This window comes from Streptomyces sp. NPDC005202, from assembly GCF_040608235.1.
GTDB lineage: Bacteria > Actinomycetota > Actinomycetes > Streptomycetales > Streptomycetaceae > Streptomyces.
The window spans coordinates 53,979-73,913 of record NZ_JBEXHW010000014.1; the positions used below are offsets into that span (position 1 = coordinate 53,979).

The 19,935-nt window shown below is 71.0% G+C and carries 19 protein-coding genes, 1 tRNA gene and 2 pseudogenes; 14 read left to right on the plus strand and 8 right to left on the minus strand.

Annotation, left to right across the window (positions count from 1 at the left end):
- Positions 1-67 precede the first annotated feature (67 nt).
- The 3 genes from ABZV31_RS21200 to ABZV31_RS21210 all read left to right on the plus strand — a co-directional run bounded on the left by ABZV31_RS21200 (position 68) and on the right by ABZV31_RS21210 (position 3,312).
- Positions 68-1,273, plus strand: coding sequence for a DNA polymerase III subunit delta' (locus ABZV31_RS21200; protein ID WP_355895979.1), 1,206 nt, complete (start codon positions 68-70; stop codon positions 1,271-1,273).
- Between the two features lie 230 nt (positions 1,274-1,503).
- A complete protein-coding gene (locus tag ABZV31_RS21205; protein WP_355895982.1) occupies positions 1,504-3,117 on the plus strand; it encodes an alpha/beta hydrolase in 1,614 nt (537 codons plus the stop codon).
- 118 nt (positions 3,118-3,235) lie between these two features.
- Positions 3,236-3,312 (plus strand) — tRNA-Thr (locus tag ABZV31_RS21210).
- A gap of 136 nt (positions 3,313-3,448) precedes the next feature.
- Here ABZV31_RS21210 and ABZV31_RS21215 read toward each other — a convergent pair.
- Positions 3,449-4,408 (minus strand): D-2-hydroxyacid dehydrogenase family protein, encoded by a 960-nt coding sequence (locus tag ABZV31_RS21215; protein ID WP_355895985.1) that lies wholly within the window; start codon positions 4,406-4,408, stop codon positions 3,449-3,451.
- Between the two features lie 210 nt (positions 4,409-4,618).
- Between ABZV31_RS21215 and ABZV31_RS21220 the strand changes: the two genes are divergently transcribed.
- The 3 genes and pseudogenes from ABZV31_RS21220 to ABZV31_RS21230 form a co-directional block, all read left to right on the plus strand.
- Positions 4,619-4,996: a hypothetical protein gene (locus ABZV31_RS21220; RefSeq protein ID WP_355895988.1), complete on the plus strand. Its 378-nt coding sequence runs from the start codon at positions 4,619-4,621 to the stop codon at positions 4,994-4,996.
- 77 nt (positions 4,997-5,073) lie between these two features.
- Positions 5,074-5,976, plus strand: coding sequence for a glycosyltransferase (locus tag ABZV31_RS21225; protein ID WP_355895991.1), 903 nt, complete (start codon positions 5,074-5,076; stop codon positions 5,974-5,976).
- A 513-nt stretch (positions 5,977-6,489) separates the two neighbouring features.
- Positions 6,490-7,146, plus strand: a pseudogene (locus tag ABZV31_RS21230) (AfsR/SARP family transcriptional regulator); the annotation flags it as partial.
- Positions 7,147-7,192: 46 nt separating this feature from the next.
- Here ABZV31_RS21230 and ABZV31_RS21235 read toward each other — a convergent pair.
- The 3 genes and pseudogenes from ABZV31_RS21235 to ABZV31_RS21245 form a co-directional block, all read right to left on the minus strand.
- Entirely contained in the window at positions 7,193-8,890 is a 1,698-nt protein-coding gene (locus tag ABZV31_RS21235; RefSeq protein WP_355895994.1) for a bifunctional 3'-5' exonuclease/DNA polymerase, read from the minus strand.
- 59 nt (positions 8,891-8,949) lie between these two features.
- Entirely contained in the window at positions 8,950-9,708 is a 759-nt protein-coding gene (locus ABZV31_RS21240; RefSeq protein WP_355895997.1) for a Clp protease N-terminal domain-containing protein, read from the minus strand.
- A gap of 53 nt (positions 9,709-9,761) precedes the next feature.
- A pseudogene (locus tag ABZV31_RS21245) lies at positions 9,762-10,391 on the minus strand (LysE family translocator).
- A gap of 465 nt (positions 10,392-10,856) precedes the next feature.
- Here ABZV31_RS21245 and ABZV31_RS21250 point away from each other — a divergent pair.
- Positions 10,857-11,957, plus strand: coding sequence for a DUF2786 domain-containing protein (locus ABZV31_RS21250; protein ID WP_355896000.1), 1,101 nt, complete (start codon positions 10,857-10,859; stop codon positions 11,955-11,957).
- Positions 11,958-12,038: 81 nt separating this feature from the next.
- On the opposite strand, the gene ABZV31_RS21255 is transcribed toward ABZV31_RS21250, so the two are convergent.
- The 3 genes from ABZV31_RS21255 to rpsN all read right to left on the minus strand — a co-directional run bounded on the left by ABZV31_RS21255 (position 12,039) and on the right by rpsN (position 13,627).
- Complete coding sequence (locus ABZV31_RS21255) at positions 12,039-12,578, minus strand: DUF4232 domain-containing protein (protein ID WP_355896002.1); 540 nt, start codon at positions 12,576-12,578, stop codon at positions 12,039-12,041.
- Positions 12,579-12,735: 157 nt separating this feature from the next.
- Complete coding sequence (locus ABZV31_RS21260) at positions 12,736-13,263, minus strand: hypothetical protein (protein ID WP_355896005.1); 528 nt, start codon at positions 13,261-13,263, stop codon at positions 12,736-12,738.
- 58 nt (positions 13,264-13,321) lie between these two features.
- Positions 13,322-13,627: a 30S ribosomal protein S14 gene (gene rpsN / locus ABZV31_RS21265; RefSeq protein WP_355896008.1), complete on the minus strand. Its 306-nt coding sequence runs from the start codon at positions 13,625-13,627 to the stop codon at positions 13,322-13,324.
- Positions 13,628-13,763: 136 nt separating this feature from the next.
- On the opposite strand from rpsN, the gene ABZV31_RS21270 reads away from it, so the two are divergent.
- The 4 genes from ABZV31_RS21270 to ABZV31_RS21285 all read left to right on the plus strand — a co-directional run bounded on the left by ABZV31_RS21270 (position 13,764) and on the right by ABZV31_RS21285 (position 15,578).
- Positions 13,764-14,135: a VOC family protein gene (locus ABZV31_RS21270; RefSeq protein WP_355896011.1), complete on the plus strand. Its 372-nt coding sequence runs from the start codon at positions 13,764-13,766 to the stop codon at positions 14,133-14,135.
- A gap of 23 nt (positions 14,136-14,158) precedes the next feature.
- Positions 14,159-14,551: a metalloregulator ArsR/SmtB family transcription factor gene (locus ABZV31_RS21275; RefSeq protein WP_355896013.1), complete on the plus strand. Its 393-nt coding sequence runs from the start codon at positions 14,159-14,161 to the stop codon at positions 14,549-14,551.
- Positions 14,552-14,718: 167 nt separating this feature from the next.
- On the plus strand, positions 14,719-15,150 hold the full coding sequence (locus ABZV31_RS21280; RefSeq protein WP_355896203.1) for an SRPBCC domain-containing protein: 432 nt from the start codon (positions 14,719-14,721) through the stop codon (positions 15,148-15,150).
- A gap of 158 nt (positions 15,151-15,308) precedes the next feature.
- The gene (locus tag ABZV31_RS21285; protein ID WP_355896015.1) at positions 15,309-15,578 is read left to right on the plus strand and encodes a DUF397 domain-containing protein; all 270 of its coding nucleotides are present in this window, start codon (positions 15,309-15,311) and stop codon (positions 15,576-15,578) included.
- 91 nt (positions 15,579-15,669) lie between these two features.
- Here the strand turns inward: ABZV31_RS21285 and ABZV31_RS21290 are convergent, their stop codons facing one another.
- Positions 15,670-16,149 (minus strand): ATP-binding protein, encoded by a 480-nt coding sequence (locus tag ABZV31_RS21290; protein WP_355896018.1) that lies wholly within the window; start codon positions 16,147-16,149, stop codon positions 15,670-15,672.
- A gap of 353 nt (positions 16,150-16,502) precedes the next feature.
- Here ABZV31_RS21290 and ABZV31_RS21295 point away from each other — a divergent pair, with 353 nt between their 5' ends.
- The 3 genes from ABZV31_RS21295 (at position 16,503) to ABZV31_RS21305 (ending at position 19,627) form a co-directional block, all read left to right on the plus strand.
- Positions 16,503-17,339: a helix-turn-helix transcriptional regulator gene (locus ABZV31_RS21295; protein WP_355896206.1), complete on the plus strand. Its 837-nt coding sequence runs from the start codon at positions 16,503-16,505 to the stop codon at positions 17,337-17,339.
- A gap of 171 nt (positions 17,340-17,510) precedes the next feature.
- On the plus strand, positions 17,511-18,971 hold the full coding sequence (locus ABZV31_RS21300; RefSeq protein ID WP_355896021.1) for an aldehyde dehydrogenase family protein: 1,461 nt from the start codon (positions 17,511-17,513) through the stop codon (positions 18,969-18,971).
- Between the two features lie 107 nt (positions 18,972-19,078).
- Positions 19,079-19,627 carry a DinB family protein gene (locus tag ABZV31_RS21305; RefSeq protein WP_355896024.1) on the plus strand — a complete coding sequence of 183 codons (549 nt, stop codon included), beginning with the start codon at positions 19,079-19,081 and terminating at the stop codon, positions 19,625-19,627.
- Positions 19,628-19,935: the final 308 nt, after the last annotated feature.

Genomic DNA, 19,935 nt, shown 5'->3' on the forward strand with positions numbered 1-19,935 from the left:
CGTTGTCAGTGGTCCCCCGCACAATGGATCCCGCAACGCGAAGTACGACGAAAGGGCGGCGTGACCCATGAGCGTGTGGGATGACCTCGTCGGGCAGGAGAAGGTCGGCGAGCAGTTGGATGCCGCTGCCCGGGACGCCGATGCCCTGGTCACCGCGGCCGCCGCCGACGCCCCGCTGCCCGAGGCGTCGAAGATGACGCACGCCTGGCTGTTCACGGGGCCGCCCGGCGCGGGCATCACGCAGACGGCGCGGGCCTTCGCCGCCGCACTGCAGTGCGTGAGCCCCAACCGCGCCCTCGGCGGAGCCCCCGGCTGCGGCTTCTGCGACGGCTGCCACACGACGCTGGTCGGCACCCACGCCGACGTCACCACAGTCGCCGCCGTCGGCACCCAGATCCTCGCCGACGACATGCGGGACACCGTCCGCAAGTCGTTCACCTCCCCGGCGAACGGCCGCTGGCAGGTGATCCTCGTCGAGGACGCCGAGCGGCTGAACGAGAAGTCCGCCAACGCCGTTCTGAAGGCCGTCGAGGAACCCGCGCCTCGCACCGTCTGGCTGCTGTGCGCCCCCTCGATCGTGGACGTCCTGCCCACGATCCGCTCCCGCTGCCGCCACCTGAACCTGCGCACGCCCTCGGTGGACGCCGTCGCCGACATGCTCGTACGCCGGGAGGGCGTCGAGCCCGACGTGGCGGCCGCCGCGGCCCGCGCCACCCAGGGCCACGTCGACCGGGCCCGCCGCCTGGCCACCGACCCGGCCGCCCGCGAGCGCCGTGCCGCCGTCCTGAAGCTCCCCCTCCGCCTCGACGACATCGGCGGCTGCCTCAAGGCGGCCCAGGAGCTGGTCGACGCGGCAGCCGAGGACGCCAAGGCGCTCGCCGAGGAGGTGGACGCCAAGGAGACCGAGGAGCTGAAGGCGGCGCTGGGCGCGCCCCAGGGCGGCCGGCTGCCGCGGGGTACGGCGGGCGTAATGAAGGATCTGGAGGACAAGCAGAAGCGCCGCCGCACGCGCACGCAGCGCGACACCCTCGACCTCGCCCTGACCGACCTCACCGGCCTGTACCGCGACGTCCTCGCCCTCCAGCTCGGCTCCCGGGTGGCGATCGCCAACGCGGACGTCGAGGACACCCTGGGTCGCCTCGCCCGCGGCAGCTCCCCGGAGTCCACCCTGCGCCGTATCGAGGCGATCGCCGCCTGCCGCGACGCCCTCGACCGCAATGTGGCCCCGCTCCTCGCGGTGGAGGCGATGACGATGGCCCTCAGAGCCGGCTGACGGACACGGGGTCCGGCGAACCCGTGGCCACGCCTGGCGAACCCGTGGCCACGCCTGGCGAACCCGTGGCCACGCCTGGCGAACGTGGCCACGCCCGGCGGCCCGTGGCCATGCTCGGCGACCCCGTGGCCACGCTCCCCGGCGTCGGCAGCCGTTTGGCGGCGTCACTCGTACGAGGCACGAGATGCGCAAAGAGCATCCGAGCCGTCGCGCAGCGTTACGCTCGCTTGATGTACATCAGGCGCGCCTTTCGTCCGATCAACCGGAGTTCCCTGACCCGTACCGCCCGCACGGCCCATACCGGCGGCTCCCTGCTCGCAGCCGCCGCCCTGCTCGTCTCGGCCTGCTCCTCCGGGGGCGCGCCGAGCCACGCCACCCCCGCGGCGGAAGCGGTACTGGCCGCGCTGCCACGGTCCACGCCGTCCGGCCTGTCGCCGTACTACGGGCAGAAGCTGACCTGGCGCAACTGCGGTGTCCCCGGCTTCCAGTGCGCCACCATGAAGGCGCCGCTGGACTACAACCGGCCGGCCGCGGGCGACATCAAGCTGGCGGTCGCCCGCAAGAAGGCCACCGGCCCGGGCAAGCCCCTCGGCTCGCTCCTGGTGAATCCGGGCGGTCCGGGCGGCTCGGCGATCGGCTACCTGCAGCAGTACGCCGGCGTCGGCTACCCGGCCGAGGTCCGCGCCCGCTACAACTTGGTCGCGATGGACCCGCGCGGCGTCGCCCGCAGCGAGCCCGTCGAGTGCCTCGACGACCGGGACATGGACACCTTCACGCAGACCGACATCACGCCCGACGACCGCAAGGAGACCGACGCGCTCGCCGATGCGTACCGGAAGTTCGCGGAGGGCTGCGGCGGCCACGCGCCGAACCTGCTGCGCCACCTCTCCACCGTCGAGGCGGCGCGGGACATGGACATCCTGCGGGCCGTGCTGGGCGACCGGAGGCTGAACTACATCGGGGCGTCGTACGGGACGTTCCTGGGTGCCACGTACGCCGGGCTCTTCCCGAACCGGGTGGGCCGGCTCGTCCTGGACGGCGCGATGGACCCCTCGCTGTCCGCGCGCCGGATGAACCTGGACCAGACGGCGGGCTTTGAGACGGCGTTCCAGGTATTCGCGAAGGACTGCGTACGGCACAGCGACTGCCCGCTGGGCGGCCGGGGCACGACGCCCCAGCAGGCCGGCGAGAGACTGAAGGCGTTTTTCCGGAAGCTCGACGCGCACCCCATCCCCACCGGCGACGCGGACGGCCGCAGGCTCGGCGAGGCGCTCGCCACCACGGGGGTGATCGCGGCGATGTACGACCAGGAGGCGTGGCCGCAACTGCGCGCGGCGCTGACCTCGGCGATGCGCAAGAACGACGGCGCCGGGCTGCTCGTCCTCTCCGACAGCTACTACGAGCGGAACGCCGACGGCCGCTACAGCAACCTGATGTTCGCCAACGCCGCCGTGAACTGCCTGGACCTCCCGGCGGCGTTCTCCACCCCCGAGCAGGTGGAGAAGGCGCTCCCCGCCTTCGAGAAGGCGTCCCCGGTCTTCGGTGAGGGCCTCGCCTGGGCGTCCCTGAACTGTGCGTACTGGCCAGTGAAGCCCACCGGCGAGCCGCACCGAATCGAGGCGAAGGGCGCGGCCCCCATCGTGGTCGTCGGCACCACCCGCGACCCGGCGACCCCGTACCGCTGGGCCCAGGCCCTGTCCCGTCAGCTCTCCTCGGCCCGCCTGCTCACGTACGTGGGCGACGGCCACACCGCCTACGGCCGCGGCAGCGCCTGCATCGACTCCACGATCGACGCCTACCTGCTCCGCAGCACCCCGCCGACCCGGGGAAAACGCTGCTCGTAGCCACCGAGACCTGTCCCGGGGCCCCGGCCCCGGGGCGTCTCCGGGGCGTGTACGAAGCACCCCCGGAAACTGTGTAGACTTACCGACGTTGCTGATCGCACCATAGTGCGGGCAGCGCGCCGCTTTAGCTCAGATGGCCAGAGCAACGCACTCGTAATGCGTAGGTCTCGGGTTCGAATCCCGAAAGCGGCTCCACTGGAACCCCAGGTCAGATATCAGCTGGCCTGGGGTTTCTTGGTTTCCTGCCTTCCTGCCTGCCTTCCTGCTTGCCTTCCTGCCTGTCTTCCTTCCTGTCTGTCTGCCTGCCTGCCTGGCGCAGCGCGGTCGGGGCTCAGCCCAGGATTCGTACCGGCCTCCCCGCGAGGTACGCCTCGATGGCTTCCACCGCCTGGCCGTAGTACCGCCCGTAGTTCGCCCGGGAGACGTAACCCAGGTGCGGTGTGGCCAGCAGCCGGGGAGCGCTGCGCATCGGGTGGTCCGCGGGGAGTGGCTCGATGTCGAAGACGTCGACGCCCGCGCCGGCGATGCGGCCCTCGTGCAGGGCCGTAAGCAGGGCGTCCTGGTCGACGATCGCGGCGCGGGAGGTGTTGATCAGGTACGCGGTCGGCTTCAAGAGGGCGAGTTCGGGGGCGCCGATCAGGCCGCGGGTGCGGTCGCTCAGGGCCAGGTGGACGGAGACGAAGTCGGCGGACGCGAGCAGGTCCTCCTTGGAGGCGGCCAACTCGACGCCCACCGCGTCCGCGCGCTCCTTGGTGAGGTTCTGGCTCCACGCGGCGACCTCCATGCCGAAAGCGAGGCCGACCTGCGCCACCCTGCTGCCGATCTTGCCGAGCCCGAGCAGGCCGAGCCGGCGGCCGTGCAGGTCGGCGCCCACGGTGGACTGCCAGGGGCCGCCGGTGCGCAGGGCGTTGTTCTCCGTCACGATGCCCCGGGCGAGGCCGAGGAGGAGGGCCCAGGTGAGTTCCACCGGTGGGGTGGAGGAGCTCTCTGTGCCGCACACGGTCACGCCGTTCGCGCGCGCGGCGGCGTAGTCGATCACCGAGTTGCGCATGCCGGAGGCGATCAGGAGCTTCAGACGGGGGAGCCGGTCCAGCAGCGAGGCGGGGAAGGGGACCCGTTCCCGCAGGGTGACCACGATGTCGAAGTCGGCGAGCGCCGCGGCGAGTTCGTCCTCCGTGGCGAAGTGCTCCGTGAAGGGCACCACCTCCACCCGGTCGTTCACCGGCGACCAGTCGGCGACGGTGGTCGCGACGTTCTGGAAGTCGTCGAGCACGGCGCAGCGGAATCGCATGTCGGTTCTCCCCCCCCACGGGACTGTCGTCCCACTCGTCCACACTCCTGCGTGGATCTTCCGTCCACACTCCTGCGTGGATCTTCAGGGTTTACCGTAGGGCGATGAGCGGCTTCGGTGCCTCCCAGGGGGGTACTCCGGCACCCCGCCGGCCCGGAAGGCCGGGATCAGGGCCGGGCAGTGGGTACGGCTCCTGCATGCCCCGCAAGGGTGGGAGATCCCGGGCTCCCGGCCGGCTGCGACGTCGCCGACGGCGGGCCGCGCGGCGCGGACGTCGCCGTCGCCTTCTTCCGCGAGCGGAAGACACTCGACGCCGAGGCCCCCGCACTCGTCGCCGGCCTCGCCGACGCCGCCATGCTCTGGATCGCGTGGCCGCGCAAGGCCGTCGGGCACGTCAGTGACATCACCGAGAACGCCCTGCGGGACGTCTTCCTCCCGCTCGGTGTCGTCGACGTGAAGGTCGCCGCGCTCGACGAGGACTGGTCGGGGCTGAAGTTCGTCCGCGCAGGGACCGCGGGGAAAACCGGCAGTAAAACGGTGCAAAGAGGACGTAAAGTGATGCGACGTCAGGACAACCAGCGGATGTGAGGCAACATCTTGGTGAACGAGGAGCGCCGCGCGACGGGAGCGCGGTCGCCGTCGTCGTCGGATGGGGTGAGGGGACCGTGGTGGAACCGGTGGAGCCGAGGATCGCCGTCGCCGTGGTGACCATGGGGAACCGGCCCGCCGAGGTCGACGCCCTGCTGGAATCCGTGGCCAAGCAGGACCTCGCCCCTGCCCGTATCGTGATCGTCGGCAACGGCTGCCGGCTGCCCGAGTTCGCCCACCGGCTCTCCCTGCCCGGCGAGGTCACCACGATCGACGTCGAGGAGAACCTCGGGTGCCCCGGCGGGCGGAACGTGGCCCTGGCCCGGCTGCGGGAGTTCGGCGACATCGACGTCGTCGTCGAGTTGGACGACGACGGGCTGCTGGTCGACGCGGACGTGCTGCGCCGCGTACGGGACCTGTACGCCGCCGATCCCCGGCTCGGCATCGTCGGCTTCCGCATCGCCGACGAGCACGGCGAGACCCAGCAGCGGCACGTGCCCCGGGTCGGCGCGTCGGACCCGATGCGGGGCGGGTATGTGACCGGGTTCCTCGGCGGCGGGCACGCCCTGCGCATGGCGATGCTGGCGGAGACCGGGGACTGGCCCGCCGAGTTCTTCTTCGCGCACGAGGAGACCGACCTGGCCTGGCGGGCCGCCGACGCGGACTGGAAGATCCTCTACGCGCCCGAACTTCTCCTGCAGCACCCGAAGACCTCCCCTGCCCGGCACGCGATCTACTACCGGGTCACCGCCCGCAACCGGGTCTGGCTGGTCCGGCGGCGGCTGCCGCTCGCGCTCATCCCTGTGCACCTGGGGATCTGGACGCTGCTCACCCTCGTACGGACCCGGTCGTTCGCCGGGCTGCGGGCGTGGTTCGGAGGGTTCTTGGAGGGCCTGCGCGAACCTGCGGGCGAACGGCGGCCGATGCGCTGGCGGACGGTGTGGCGGCTCACCCGGCTGGGCCGGCCGCCGGTCATCTGAAGACCCTCCGAGACGCGGACGAGGGCCCCGGTCACTCACCTCCGCCGACCGGGACCCCTCGCGTCCCCGGATCCGGCCGGCGGCGACACTCCCCCGAGCTACGCGTCGTACGCGCGCACCGTCGGGCCAGATCCGATGAATCGATCGCATCAGGCCGCACCAACGGATCGCTAACATGTGGCCAACGGTTTTCCCGGTCGTCGTGGGCCAGTTGGCGCGAAGTCGCCGGGGGACACCGGGAGACGGCCCGAACCGTACTGGAATCCGGCCGGGCCCGTGGTGCTGAAGGTGGCGGGAAACCGCTGTGGCGAGGACGGAAATCCGCCAAGGACGGCGGGGGTCCGCCCTGGAACTCGGTCGGTCGTGACCGCTCGGGAAGGCAGTGGGCGGCGTGAAGCGGTGCGACCTGCGGTTCGGACTGCTGGGGCCGCCCGTCCTGTACGACCCCGTCGGTTACGGCGCGGAGAGCGGCGCCGGTGACCCGTCCGGCCTCGACCGCACGCCCCGAAGGACCTGTCCCGCCCCGCCGTCCGCTCCATCGGCAGCCCCAAGGTCCGCGCCCTGTTCGCCGCCCTGCTGCTCGAAGCCGGCCGCGTCGTCTCCGTCGAGTCGCTGAAGGACGCGCTGTGGGGCGGTGCTCCACCGGCCTCCGCGCAGGCCTCGCTGCACAACCACGTGGCCCGGCTGCGCCGGCTCCTCGACGATCCCGAGCGGCTGCGCGCCGTACCGCCCGGGTACCTGCTGCCGGTCGAGCAGGGCGAACTGGACCTCCACGTCTTCGAAGCCCGGCTCACCGAGGTGCGTGCCGCGCACGCCGACCAGGACTGGGCGCGGGTGGTGCGCGCCAGCATGGCGGCGCTCGCGCTGTGGCGGGGCACGCCGCTGAGCGGCCTGCCCGCCGACCTTGGCGGCTACGCCGTCGTCCAGCGCCTGGAGGAGGCACGGCTGCTGCTCCTGGAGTGGCGCTACGACGCCGAGCTGGCCGTCGGCGGTACCCGGCTGTCCGGTCTCGTCCCGGAGTTGACGGCGCTCGCCGCCGAGCATCCGTTGCGGGAGGCGTACCACCGCCAGCTGATGCTCGCCCTGCACCGCACGGGCCGCCAGGCCGAGGCGCTGGCCGTCCACCGCGATCTGCGCGCCCGCCTGGTCGAGGAACTCGGCGTGGAACCCCGGACGTACGGTGACCGGCCCACCCGGCATCCGCTTCCTCTCCGGCTCACTTGGCGTCCGCATAGCACTCCACCACCGCCGTCGTGAACGGAAACCGCACCGGCGTCTCTCCGAACGTCAGCCGTCCCGCCAGCTCCGCCGCCTCCCGGATGGCCTCGACGACCGTGTCGGCCTCCTCCTTCGGGCAGTGCACGATCACCTCGTCGTGCTGGAAGAAGACCAGCTCGGCCGCCATGTCCCGGCAGGTCCGCCGTTGTGCGGCGAGCAGCAGCAGGGCCCAGTCGGCGGCGCTGCCCTGGACGACGAAGTTGCGGGCGAAGCGGCCCCGGGCACGGGAGTCGGTCGAGGCGTATCCCGGCATCCACTGCTGCTCGGCGGGCTGCTCTCCGGTCGCGTCCTGCGCGACCGGAATCCCGGCCTCCTCGGAGGCGTCGTCGCCCGTCCCGGCCGCCGGCGGGCATGTGCGCCCCAGCCAGGTCCGTACGAGCCGCCCCTCCTCACCGGCCCGCGCCGCCTCGTCGACGTACGCGACCGCCTTGGGGAAGCGGCGTCTGAGCGCGGCGAGGTTCTTCAGCCCGTCTCCGGAGGTCTGGCCGTAGACCGCGCCGAGCACGGCGAGCTTGGCCTGGGCGCGGTCGCCGGAGAAGGCGCGGTCGGACACCGACTGGTACAGGTCGGTCTCCCGGCTCGCCACCTCCATCAGGCCGGGGTCCCGGGAGATCGCGGCGAGCACGCGCGGCTCCATCTGGTCGGCGTCGGCGACCACGAGCCGCCAGCCCGGGTCGGCGACCACGGCACGCCGGATGACCTTCGGGATCTGCAGCGCGCCCCCGCCCTTGGTCACCCAGCGCCCGGTGACGGTGCCGCCCGCGAGGAACTCCGGCCGGAACCGTCCGTCGCGCACCCAGTCCTGCAGCCAGGACCAGCCGTGGGCGACCCAGATCCGGTACAGCTTCTTGTACTCGAGCAGGGGTTTGACGGCCGGATGGTCGACGGCCTGGATCTCCCAGCGGCGGGTGGACCTGACCTTGATCCCGGCCTGGGCGAAGGCCTTGACGACGTCGGCGGGCAGATCGGGCCGCACCCGGCGGCCGAAGGCCGCGGACACCTCGTCGGCGAGCTCGGCCAGGCGGCGGGGCTCGCCGCCGCCCGCGTACCGCTCGCCGAGCAGCTCGTGCAGCACCTCGCGGTGCACGTCCGCTCTCCACGGCAGGCCCGCGTGGTTCATCTCGGCCGCCACCAGCATCCCCGCCGACTCGGCGGCCGTCAGCAGGCGCATGCGGTCGGGGTGCTCGGCCCGGTCGTGCCGCCGCTGCTGGTCGGCGTACACCGCGATCAGGTCCTCCAGCGGCAGGCGCACGGTCTGCGGCTCGAAGAGCGGGGACTGCGCGCCGGGCTCGGCGGACCGCTGCGGCGGATCCTGCGGTACGGGGCCGCCGCGCAGCCGGGCCAGGGCGGCGGCCGCCGAGCGGGGCTCGCCGTAGCGCCCCTCGTGGCGGAGGAGGAGCGTCTCGGCGTCCTCGATGTCGTAGCACCGCTCCACTCGCACCCCCGCGGCGAGCAGGCGCGGACAGACCTCGGCGGTGGACCGCCACACCCACCGCGTGACGCCCGGCCTGCTGCGGACGGCCTCGGCGAGGTCCGCCTCCCGGCGCACCGGCCCGGCGGGCAGCCCGTCCGGACCGAGTGGGGCGACCTGAGCGCCACCGTCCTCGGTCGGAGCCAGAGCCCACCGGTCGGTCATGTCTGCGAGTGTCGCAGGCAGCTCTGACAATGGCTGCGACCTGCGGATTCATCGGTCGGTCAGCTGTCCTGCCCCTCCTGGTCCCGCTCTTCCTGCTCACGGGCCTTCAGCAGCTCCGCCAGGGTCGTCACGACGTACTCCTCAGTGCGCGCCTTGTCCAGGCCGAGGCGGCTCAGGACGCCCTCGCCGTTCTCGTACTCCAGCAGGGCCAGCAGGATGTGTTCGGTGCCGATGTAGTTGTGGCCGAGGCGCAGGGCCTCGCGGAAGGTGAGTTCCAGGGTCTTCTTGGCGGCCGGCCCGTAGGGGACGAGCTCGGGAGCGTCGGCGGACGCCGGCGGCAGCGCGGCGGTCGCGGCCTCGCGGACCGCGTCAAGGGATACACCCTGCTCGGTGATCGCTTTCGCGGCGAGGGCCTCCGGTTCGGTGAGCAGTCCGAGGACGAGATGTTCGGGGAGTCCTTCGGAGTTCTTGGCTGCCTTGGCCTGCTCGTGGGAGGCCATGACGACCTTGCGGGCGCGTGGCGTGTAGCGGCTGAAGCCCTGGCTGGGGTCGAGATCGGTCGACTCCTTCGGCACGAACCGCTTCTGGGCGGCCTGCCGGGTGACGCCCATGCTCTTGCCGATGTCGGTCCAGGAGGCGCCCGAACGCCGCGCCTGGTCGACGAAGTGCCCGATGAGGTGGTCGGCCACCTCCCGGAGGTGCTCGGCGGCCAGTACCGCGTCCTGGAGTTGCTCGAGGGGCTCCTCGTGGACCTTCTTGATTGCCGAGATGAGGTCGTCGAGACGGACTGCTGACGTGATGCCGGGGTTGGTGGTCATGTGTCAACCGTAGGTTGACGAGGAGCGGTCGTCAACCGATGGTTGACACTGTTCTAGTTCGGAGAGGCGGCGAGGCGCAGCGCCAGCCCCGTGAACACCGTGCCGCTGAAGATGTTGAGCCCGCGCGCCATGCGCCGGCTGCGGCGCAGCAGCGTGGAGAGCTTGCCGGAGAGCACTCCGATCGAGCCGTCGACGGCGAAGCCCATCACCGTGATCGTCATGCCGAGGACGAGGAACTGCTCCGGCACATGGCCGAGGTCGGGATTCACGAACTGGGGAAGGAACGCGGCGTTGAAGAGGATCACCTTGGGGTTGAAGAGGTTGGTGACCGCCCCCTGCCAGAAGGCGCGCCGCCGCCCCGCGCCGGGGCTGCCGTCGGACTCCTCGGCCGGCACCGCCCGGTCCCGGAACGCCTTGACGGCCAGATACAGCAGATAGGCCGCGCCCACCCAGCGCAGTACGTGGTACAGCGTGGGCAGCGTCGTGAACAGCGCCTAGAGTCCGAGCGCCGCGGCCACCGTGTGCACGAACATTGCGCAGGCCACGCCGAACGCGGCCAACACGCCGGTGGCGGGGCCGCCTCGGCCGCCCACCGCCACGATGAACATCATGTCGGGGCCCGGAGTGATGCAGAGGGCGAAAGCGGCTACCAGGAACGCCGCGTAGAGAGACGTGTCGACCATGCCCGCCATCCTTTGGAGTGCCGTGGCTCCGGGGCGACCGAATTTCGGTGAGACGGGGCGCGTGCCGCCTCCGGCACGGGTGCCGCCTCCGGCACGGCTGTCACCTCCGGCGTGGGTGCCGCCTCCGGCGTGGGTGCCGCCTCCGGCACGGCTGTCACCTCCGGCGTGGGTGCCGCCTCCGGCGTGGGTGTCACCTCCGGCGTGGGTGCCGCCTCCGGCGTGGGTGTCACCTCCGGCACGGGTGCCGCCTCCGGCGTGGGTGCCGCCTCCGGCGTGGGTGCCGCCTCCGGCACGGCTGTCACCTCCGGCGTGGGTGCCGCCTCCGGCGTGGGTGTCACCTCCGGCGTGGGTGTCACCTCCGGCACGGGTCACGTGTCGCCTCTTGGGCGCTGTGCTCCCGGGAGGCCGGCTGGTTGTCCACACCCTGTGGACGGATCGCTCCCGCCTCCATGACACGATCGACGGGTGAGTACGCCCAGCACCGTCGACCGTGCCTTCCAGGCCGCCCTCTACACCCCTACCGACGACGCCCTCGACACCGGCGCCTCTCTGCTCGCGGCCGATCCGGCGGTGGACGCCGAAGTCGCCCGGCGGGGAGAGGAGTTCGTGGCGGCGGCGTGGCGGCGGGGCTGGCAGCCCGCCGATGTCGTACGGATCGTGCGGCGGGAGCTGGACGACGTCCACGTACGCCTCGTGTCGGCGCTTATCCGCGCGCAGGCGTCGGACGACCGGCCGCGTGGCCGGCGCTGGAGGGCCCAGCTCGACGAACTGACCACCGGGGCGCCCGCCCGTAGCGACCGGTTCTCGTACGCCACCGCCGTCCTGGAGCTGTACCGCCTGCTGCTGCGGCTGCCCGCGCTGGAAGTCCTCGACGAGCCCGCGCACGCGCCCCGGACCGACTCCCGGCTGCTCACCCGGATACGTGCGCTGCTGGCCAAGGCGGAGGCGACCGGGTACCCGGAGGAGGCGGAGGCGCTGAGCGCCAAGGCGCAGGAGCTGATGGCCCGGCACAGCATCGACGAGGCGCTGCTCGCCGCCCGCGCTCCGTCCGCCGACGCCCCCGGCGCCTGCCGCATCGGTGTCGAACCGCCGTACGAGCAGGCCAAAGCCGTGCTGCTGGACGCCGTCGCCACCGCGAACCACTGCCGGGCCGTGTGGAACGAACCCCTCGGTTTCTCGACCGTCGTCGGCTTCGAGGCCGACCTCGAGGCGGTCGAGATGCTCTACACCTCTCTCCTCGTCCAGGCCACGACCGCGATGACCAGGGCCGAGGCCGCCCAGCGTGTCGGCGGGCGCAAGCGGACCAAGACCTTCCGGCAGTCCTTCCTCGCCGCCTACGCCCACCGCATCGGCACCCGCCTCGCCGCTGCCGCCGAGACGCAGGTCACCGAGGACCTGCTCCCGGTCCTGGCGAGCCGGGACGTCGCGGTCACCGACCGCCTGGACCGCATGTTCCCGGAGACGACCACCACCCGCCTGCGCGGGGTGAGCGACGCGGCGGGCTGGACTGAGGGCACGCAGGCGGCGGACCGGGCACAGGTCAGGGCCCGCCCGCCGCTCCGCTGACGCCCGCGGTCAGTTCCTCGCCGGTTCAGTCCTCGCTGGTCGGTCCCCGGCCTGCGCTGGTCAGTCCCCGGCCTGCGCTGGTCAGTCCCCGGCCTGCTGGAAGGCGCCGACCGACGCGTCCGGGTCGGTGACGTCCTTCTTGCCCTGGACCGGACCGTACGACCACGTGAAGCTCTGGTTGTCGGTACCCCCTGGCAGGCTGAGCTTGAGCGTCTTCGCCTCCAGGCTCTTCGCGTCGCTCTCCTTGCCCCGCACGTACGTGAGGGTGAAGGAGGCCGTGTCGCCCTTCGCGAGGGTCAGTCTCTGCGGCTTGCCGGCCTTGTCCGCCGGTACGGTCGCCGAGGTGCTCCCGGCGGACAGGACGATGCCGGGGAAGCCCTGCAGGGTGCACCGGGCACCGCGGTTGGTGATCGTGACGGGGACGTCGCCCGTGTCCCCGGCGGCGGGCGCGGCGTTCGCGGGGCCGACCTGCACTCCGACGTCGCCAATTCGGCAGGCCGTGCTGTCGGTGTTCTTGCTTCCGGTGTCGGTGTCGCTGTGGCTGCCGCTGCCGCCGCTGTCGCAGGCGGTGAGGAGGAGAGTCGTGGCGAGGGCGGTGACGGTGATCGGAATGGCGCGCATGAGGGGGTTCCTTGGGGTCGTGACGATGCTCAAGGATCATCGGGTATGAGCGTGCGGCGCGGTTGCCCGCTACGCCGCCGGGCCGGGGTTCGGCGCGGCGCGGCGGGACGGGTTCCGTCGGCCGAGGGCTCCCGCACCCCGCTGGCCTGCGCGAACGTCAGGAGCCGAGGCTCGCCGTGGGCAGGCCCGGCGGCAACGTCCCGCCCTCCGACCTGGTGTACGTCTCCTTGCCGAGACCACCCTTCCAGGTCACCTCGAGCGTGGTCTTGTTGACGGAGTCCACTATGCCCGTCGTGCGGTTCTTGCTTCTGTCCGAGCACTTGAGGTGGATCATCCGCATCCCGGCCTCCTCGCCTGCGGTCCCGCTGCACACGGTCCCGCCGGTCGCGAAGAGCCCCGCCTTGGTGCCGGTGATCATCAGCACCACGGCCTTGCCGCCGGTGGTGGCGAGCCAACTGCCCTCCAGCCCGTCGGCCTTGGCCGTCGCGCCGCCGGTGCCCCCGCCGGTGTCCGCGGTCGCGGTCGACGACGGGCTGGGCGTAGCGGAGGCATCGTCCTTGGAGCCGCCGCCGCTGCTGCACGCGGTCAGAGCGAGCGCGCCGACCAGACTCGCGGTCGCGGCTGCGACCCGCAGCTGCCGGCGCGACACCGTACGGGAGGTGCGCAAGATGGTCGCCGAAGTCACTGGAAGCTCCCAAGCTTTGGCCGAAACGACCGCAGCAAGCTACCAGGACCTACCAGACCTACCAGGAGGCCTTCCGGACGCCGGGCAGGTATCCCGCGTGCGCCTGCTCCCGCAGACTCACCCGCGACAGCCCGAAGACGCGGACGTAACCGCGGGGCCGGCCGTCCACCTGGTCGCGGTTGCGCCCCCGCGTGGCGACGGCGACCTGCGGCTGCCTGCGCAACTCGCGCTGGGCGGCGAGCCGTCCGGCCTCCGTCGAGGACGGCTGCCGGACGATCTCCCTGAGTTCGGCCCGCAGCGCGGCATACCGTGCGATGTCCTCCTTCCGATGCTCGTCCTTCGCGATCTTGCTCTTCTTCGCCATATCGACCCCTCGACTCCCTAAGACCTTCACACCGGCGGGACCATCTCCCGGGCCGCGCGCCGCCGCCGCGCCCGCCTATAGGTAGGAGATTCCCTATGCTTGACGCGTAGGGAATCTCCTACCTATGGTCTGGCTCATGAACATCACCCACGCCTCCTTCGTCACCCTCCCCGTCACCGACCAGGACCGTGCCCTGCGCTTCTACACGGACGTACTCGGCTTCGAGGTCACCGCCGACCTGGACATGCCGCCGGGGCGGTGGCTCCAGGTCGCGCCCAAGGGCGCGCAGACCGTCTTCACGCTCTCCGGGCCGGGGATGGGCGGTTTCGAACCCGGCTCCGCGCGAGGGATCATGTTGGTCACGACCGATGTCGACGCCGACTGCGCCCGGCTCGCGGAGGCGGGCGTCTCCGTGCAGGGGCCCGACGCCCTCCCGTGGGGCCGGATGGCGTCCTTCCGGGACCCGGACGGCAACGGTCTGATGCTGCTCACGGAGGCCCAGCAGTAGGGCTCGGCAGGAGAAAGGCAGGCATGACCACGACCGGGAACCGCGACGGGGGTACCCCCTGCTCGAGCGGAGCCGAGGGCTTGGGGCACGCCGAGGACCGCGTCTTCGCCGCCCTCGCCAACGCCACCCGCCGCGAGGTGCTGCGGCTGCTGCGCGACGAGGGGCCCCAGCCCGTGCAGGCCCTGGCCGACCACTTCGACATGCGCCGCCCCAGCCTCTCGGAACACCTCAAGGTGCTCCGGGAGGCCGGCCTGGTTTCTGAGCAGCGCTCCGGCCGGCAGCGCATCTACCGCCTCCAGGCGGCCCCGCTCGCCGAGGTGCAGGACTGGCTCCACCCGTACGAGCGGTTCTGGCGCGGCCGGATGAAGGACCTGGGCGAGCTCCTGGACCGTATGCCCGACGATGACCGGACATGAGCACCACGCCTGACAACGACGGCACCACGCCTGACGACGGCAGCACCACGGCTGACGACGGCAGCACCACGCCTGACGACGGCAGCACCACGCCTGACGACGGCAGCACCACGCCCGACAATGACCGCACCACGCCCGACAACGACAACGACACGGACCTCACCACCATCTGCGTCGACCAGTTCTTCCCCCACCCGCCCGCCAAGGTCTGGCGCGCGCTGACCGAGCCGGAGCTGCTCGTGCAGTGGCAGATGCCGGGTGCCGAGAACTTCCGGCTCGAGGTCGGGCACCGGTACCGCATGACCTCCGTCCCGCGGCCCAACTCGAACTTCTCCGGTGTCGTCGACGTGGAGGTCCTCGCCTACGACGTCGAGCGGATGCTGTCCGTCCGCTGGGCCGACGCCGATCCGGCCAACCCTGCGGACTGGACCATCACATGGACGTTGGAACACGAGGGCCGCGGTACGCGTTTGTTCCTGGTGCACGAGGGATTCGATCCGGACGACCCGGCTCAGCTGATGGCGCGGAAGATCATGGACGGGGGCTGGCGGACGCATGTTCTGCGGGCTCTGGGGCAGACGCTGGAACGGCTTCAGTAAAGCGGACGTCAAAGCTGTAACCGCAGGAACACCTTGCGTGCACGTGCATCTGCATCTGCATATGTGTCTGCATCTGCACATGAACAGGGTTATGATCCGGGTCAGTTGACCGATGCATCAATGGCCACACCAGCCAGTGCACCACCGGGGAGCGACCTGTGGACCGCGACGTTGAGGGCGTGTACGGGGGGTACGACGTGTACAACGGCATGGCGGCCACGCAGCTGCGCGGGGTGTCCTGGCAGAAGAGCAGGCACAGCAACTCGCAGGGCTCCTGCGTGGAGTTCGCGCGGCTGCCGGGCGGAGACGTGGCCGTGCGCAACTCGCGTTTCCCCGACGGTCCGGCGCTCGTCTACACGCGCGCGGAGATCGAGGCGATGCTGCTGGGCATCAAGGACGGCGAGTTCGACCACCTGATAGCGGGCTGATGGACCCTCGGAGGTCGGGCAACGCAGGGCGATCGGCGCACGACGCGCCGTGACGCGCGTAGAACCGCGGCGTCAGAAAACGCCGCGGTTCCTACTCGGCGGGCTGGAGCCGGAACAGGGCCCAGACGACCTTGCCGCCCAGGGTGCCGGCGAGCGGGTGCCAGCCCCAGCTGTCGCTGAAGGAGTCGACGAGGAACAGGCCGCGGCCCGACTCCGCCGAGCAGTCGTCCGTGTCGTTGCGGGCGACCGGGCTGTCCTGGCTGGGGTCGCGCACCGCGCACACCAGTCGCTCGGTCCAGTGCATCAGGTGCAGCCGCACGGGCGGGTTCTGCTCGCAGGCGCGCGTGGCGGATGCCGGCAGCGCATGCCGCAGCGCGTTGGTCACCAGCTCGGAGACCACCAGACAGGCGTCGTCGAAGCGGTCGCCCGTGTCCCACTGGTCGAGCGTTCTGCGGGTGAACTGCCTGGCCTCGCGGACGGCTTCGTAGCGGGCGGGCAGGGCACAGGAGGCGGCGCTGGACACGGCCGCGGGATCCAGCGGCGGAAGGCCCTGCCGTAACGGCTCGAGCATGGTCGATCCATTCGTCCCCATGCGAGGCACTCCCGGGAATTCGCGGTCGTTGCGATGCAGCGGTGGCGCGGGACCATGGTTTCGGATGCGTACAGCAGATGCAAGGGCAGATGCACGTGCACGCGACCGAATTGGACCATCCCGTACCGCTTACTGGCCATTTTTCCGCCATCTTCTCGTCCTCCGCTTGCCTCCTTCTTGCTTCTGACTGAGCGGTTTCTTTGATCTCTCTCCGTCTCCGTAATCGGACGAGTACTGCTCGAAGTGTTTTAGTGGCAGACTGCGGCCCCTGAAGACGGTTGGGGAGGCTGGCGAACGTGAGCGCAGGAGAGCCAGGATCGGTGGTGCGGCGCATGCTGCTCGGCTCGCAACTCAGGCGACTGCGTGAAGCACGGGGGATCACGCGCGAGGCGGCGGGGTACTCGATCCGTGCCTCGGAATCGAAGATCAGCCGGATGGAGCTGGGCCGGGTGAGCTTCAAGACCAGGGATGTCGAAGACCTGTTGACCCTGTACGGCATCACGGACGAGGCGGAGCGCACCTCCCTCCTCTCTCTTGCCAAGGAGGCCAACGTCGCGGGCTGGTGGCACAGTTACTCCGACGTCCTGCCCAGCTGGTTCCCCACCTATGTGGGGCTGGAGGGCGCGGCGACCCTGATCCGTGCGTACGAGGTGCAGTTCGTGCACGGGCTGCTGCAGACCGAGGCGTACGCCCGCGCGGTGGTCCGGCGCGGCATGCAGGGCGCGAGCGAGGCCGATGTGGAGCGGCGTGTGGCGCTGCGCCTGGAGCGGCAGAAGTACCTCTTCTCCGAGAACGCCCCCGAGTTCCACATCGTCCTGGACGAGGCCGCCCTGCGCCGCCCCTACGGCGACCGCGAGGTGATGCGCGGCCAGCTTCAGCACCTGATCGAGATCTCCGAGCGGCCCAACGTAAGGCTGCAGGTCATGCCGTTCAGCTTCGGCGGGCACTCCGGTGAGTCCGGCGCGTTCACCATCCTCAGCTTCCCGGAGTCCGACCTGTCGGACGTGGTCTACCTGGAGCAGCTCACCAGCGCCCTCTACCTGGACAAGCACGAGGACGTCGCCCAGTACGAGAAGGCGCTGAAGGAGCTGCAGCAGGACAGCCCGGGGCCGGACGAGAGCCGCGACCTGCTGCGCGGGCTCCTTCAGCTTTCCTGGGGAATCCCCTAGAACGCCGAAGCGTTCGTCCAGAGCCCCGAAGTGGTCGTCCAACTCGCTTGATCCGCAAGTACCTTGATCCGTAAGTACGATGACGTGCGATCAGACCGTGAAGAAGTGATCGGAAGTTGATCGGGCTCCGACTGCTTCGACCGCCTCGGCAGCAGGGGATTGAGGGATCACATGTCGTCCTACTTCACCGACCTGGCCCAGCAGTACATCGACGGTGAGTGGCGCCCGGGCACCGGCTCCTGGGACATCATCGACTTCAACCCGTACGACGAAGTGAAGCTGGCCTCGATCACCATAGCCACGGTCGACGAGGTGGATGAGGCCTACCGGGCGGCCGCCCGCGCCCAGAAGAAGTGGGCCGCGACCAACGCCTACGCCCGCCGTGCGGTCTTCGAGAAGGCGCTGCGCCTGATCGAGGAGCGCGAGCAGGAGATCGCCGAGGCGATCATCGCCGAGCTCGGCGGCACGCGCGTGAAGGCCGGCTTCGAGCTGCACCTCGCCAAGGAGTTCCTGCGCGAGTCGATCCACCTGGCGCTGCGCCCCGAGGGGAGGATCATCCCGTCCCCGATCGACGGCAAGGAGAACCGCGTCTACCGGGTCCCGGTCGGCGTCGTGGGCGTGATCAGCCCGTTCAACTTCCCCTTCCTGCTGTCGATCAAGTCGGTCGCCCCGGCCCTCGCTCTCGGCAACGGCGTGGTGCTCAAGCCGCACCAGAACACTCCGATCACCGGCGGTTCGCTCATCGCGAAGATCTTCGAGGACGCGGGGCTCCCGGGCGGCCTGCTGAACGTCGTCATCACGGACATAGCCGAGATCGGCGACGCCTTCATCGAGCACCCGATCCCCAAGGTCATCTCCTTCACCGGTTCCGACAAGGTCGGCCGGCACGTCGCCACCGTCTGCGCCTCGCACTTCAAGCGCTCGGTGCTCGAACTGGGCGGCAACAGCGCGCTGGTGGTCCTCGACGACGCCGACATCGACTACGCGGTGGACGCGGCGGTCTTCAGCCGCTACGTCCACCAGGGCCAGGTCTGTATGGCCGCGAACAGGGTCCTGGTGGACCGCTCGATCGCCGACGAGTTCACCGAGAAGTTCGTCGCCAAGGTCAAATCCCTCAAGGTCGGCGATCCGCGCGACCCGCAGACGGTCATCGGCCCTGTGATCAACTCCTCGCAGGCGGACGCGATTTCGGCCGCCGTCGAGCAGGCACTCGCCGAGGGCGCCACGGCCCTGGTGCGCGGCACGACCACCGACAACCTGGTCGAGCCGTCCGTTCTGACGGACGTCCCCGCCGACTCGGCGCTGCTCCAGCAGGAGGTCTTCGGCCCGGTCGCCTTCCTCATCCCGTTCGACGGGGAGGAGGAGGCGGTCCGGATCGTCAACAACACCCCGTACGGCCTCAGCGGCGCCGTCCACACCGGCGACATCGAGCGCGGCGTGAACTTCGCCAAGCAGATCGACACCGGCATGTTCCACGTGAACGACGGCACCGTCCACGACGAGCCGCTCGTCCCCTTCGGCGGCGAGAAGCACTCCGGCATCGGCCGTCTGAACGGCGAGACGACCCTGGAGGCCTTCACCACGGTGAAGTGGATCTCGGTGCAGCACGGGCGGAGCGGGTTCCCCTTCTAGTTTTCTCCGGTACCGGGCCTTTGCGGACAGAAGCTGACCGCAAGGGCCCGTAGCGTCGTCGGTGTCAGGCAGGGCAAGCCGATGAACCCGACGAAAGGCGGCCGGTCATGGTCACTCACGTGCGAGCCGAGGCGCAGGGCGACGAGCGCGGAGCGCTGCTGTCGTTCCTGGAGGAACAGCGTGGCGGGATCCGGCGGGCGGTGCTCGGTCTGACGGACGAGCAGGCCCGCTCCCGCCCCAGCGTCAGCGAGCTGTCCCTGGCCGGGTTGATCAAGCACGTCGCCGAGACCGAGCAGGGCTGGGTCGCCCGGGCCAGGCAGGAGCCGCCGGCGGTCCGGCGGACCGAGGCGAACTGGCACGAAAGCTTCCAGCTGGTGGGCGACGAGACGCTCGAGTCGCAGCTGGCGTACTGGGAGAAGGTCGCCGCCGAGACGGAGGCGTTCATCCGGTCCATGCCCAGCCTCGACGACACCTTCCCGCTCCCCGACGAGCCCTGGTTCCCGCCGGACGAGCGTGTCACCCTGCGCTGGCTGTGCCTGCACCTGATCCGCGAGACCGCCCGGCACGCCGGCCACGCCGACATCATCCGGGAGTCGCTGGACGGGAGGACGGCGTTCGAGCTGGTCGCGATGGAGCGGGGCACGTCCTGGGGCTGACCCCGTGGGTCCTGCGTTGGGCGGGGCACGTGTGGGCGGCTGCGGTCCGGCCGCCGGCCCTGCTCGCGGTGTTCTTCCCGCTGGGAGTACGGCGGTTCGCCCGCCTGGACCGGTAAGGCGGGGTCAGTGGTGGAAGCCGGAGGTCGGCAGTGCGCGTGCCTAGTGGTGGAAGCCGGGGTCGGCAGTGCGCGTGCCTAGTGGTGGAAGCCGGAGGTCGGCAGTGCGCGTGCCTAGTGGTGGAAGCCGGAGGTCGGCAGTGCGCGTGCCTAGTGGTGGAAGCCGGAGGTCGGCAGCGCGCGTGCCTAGTA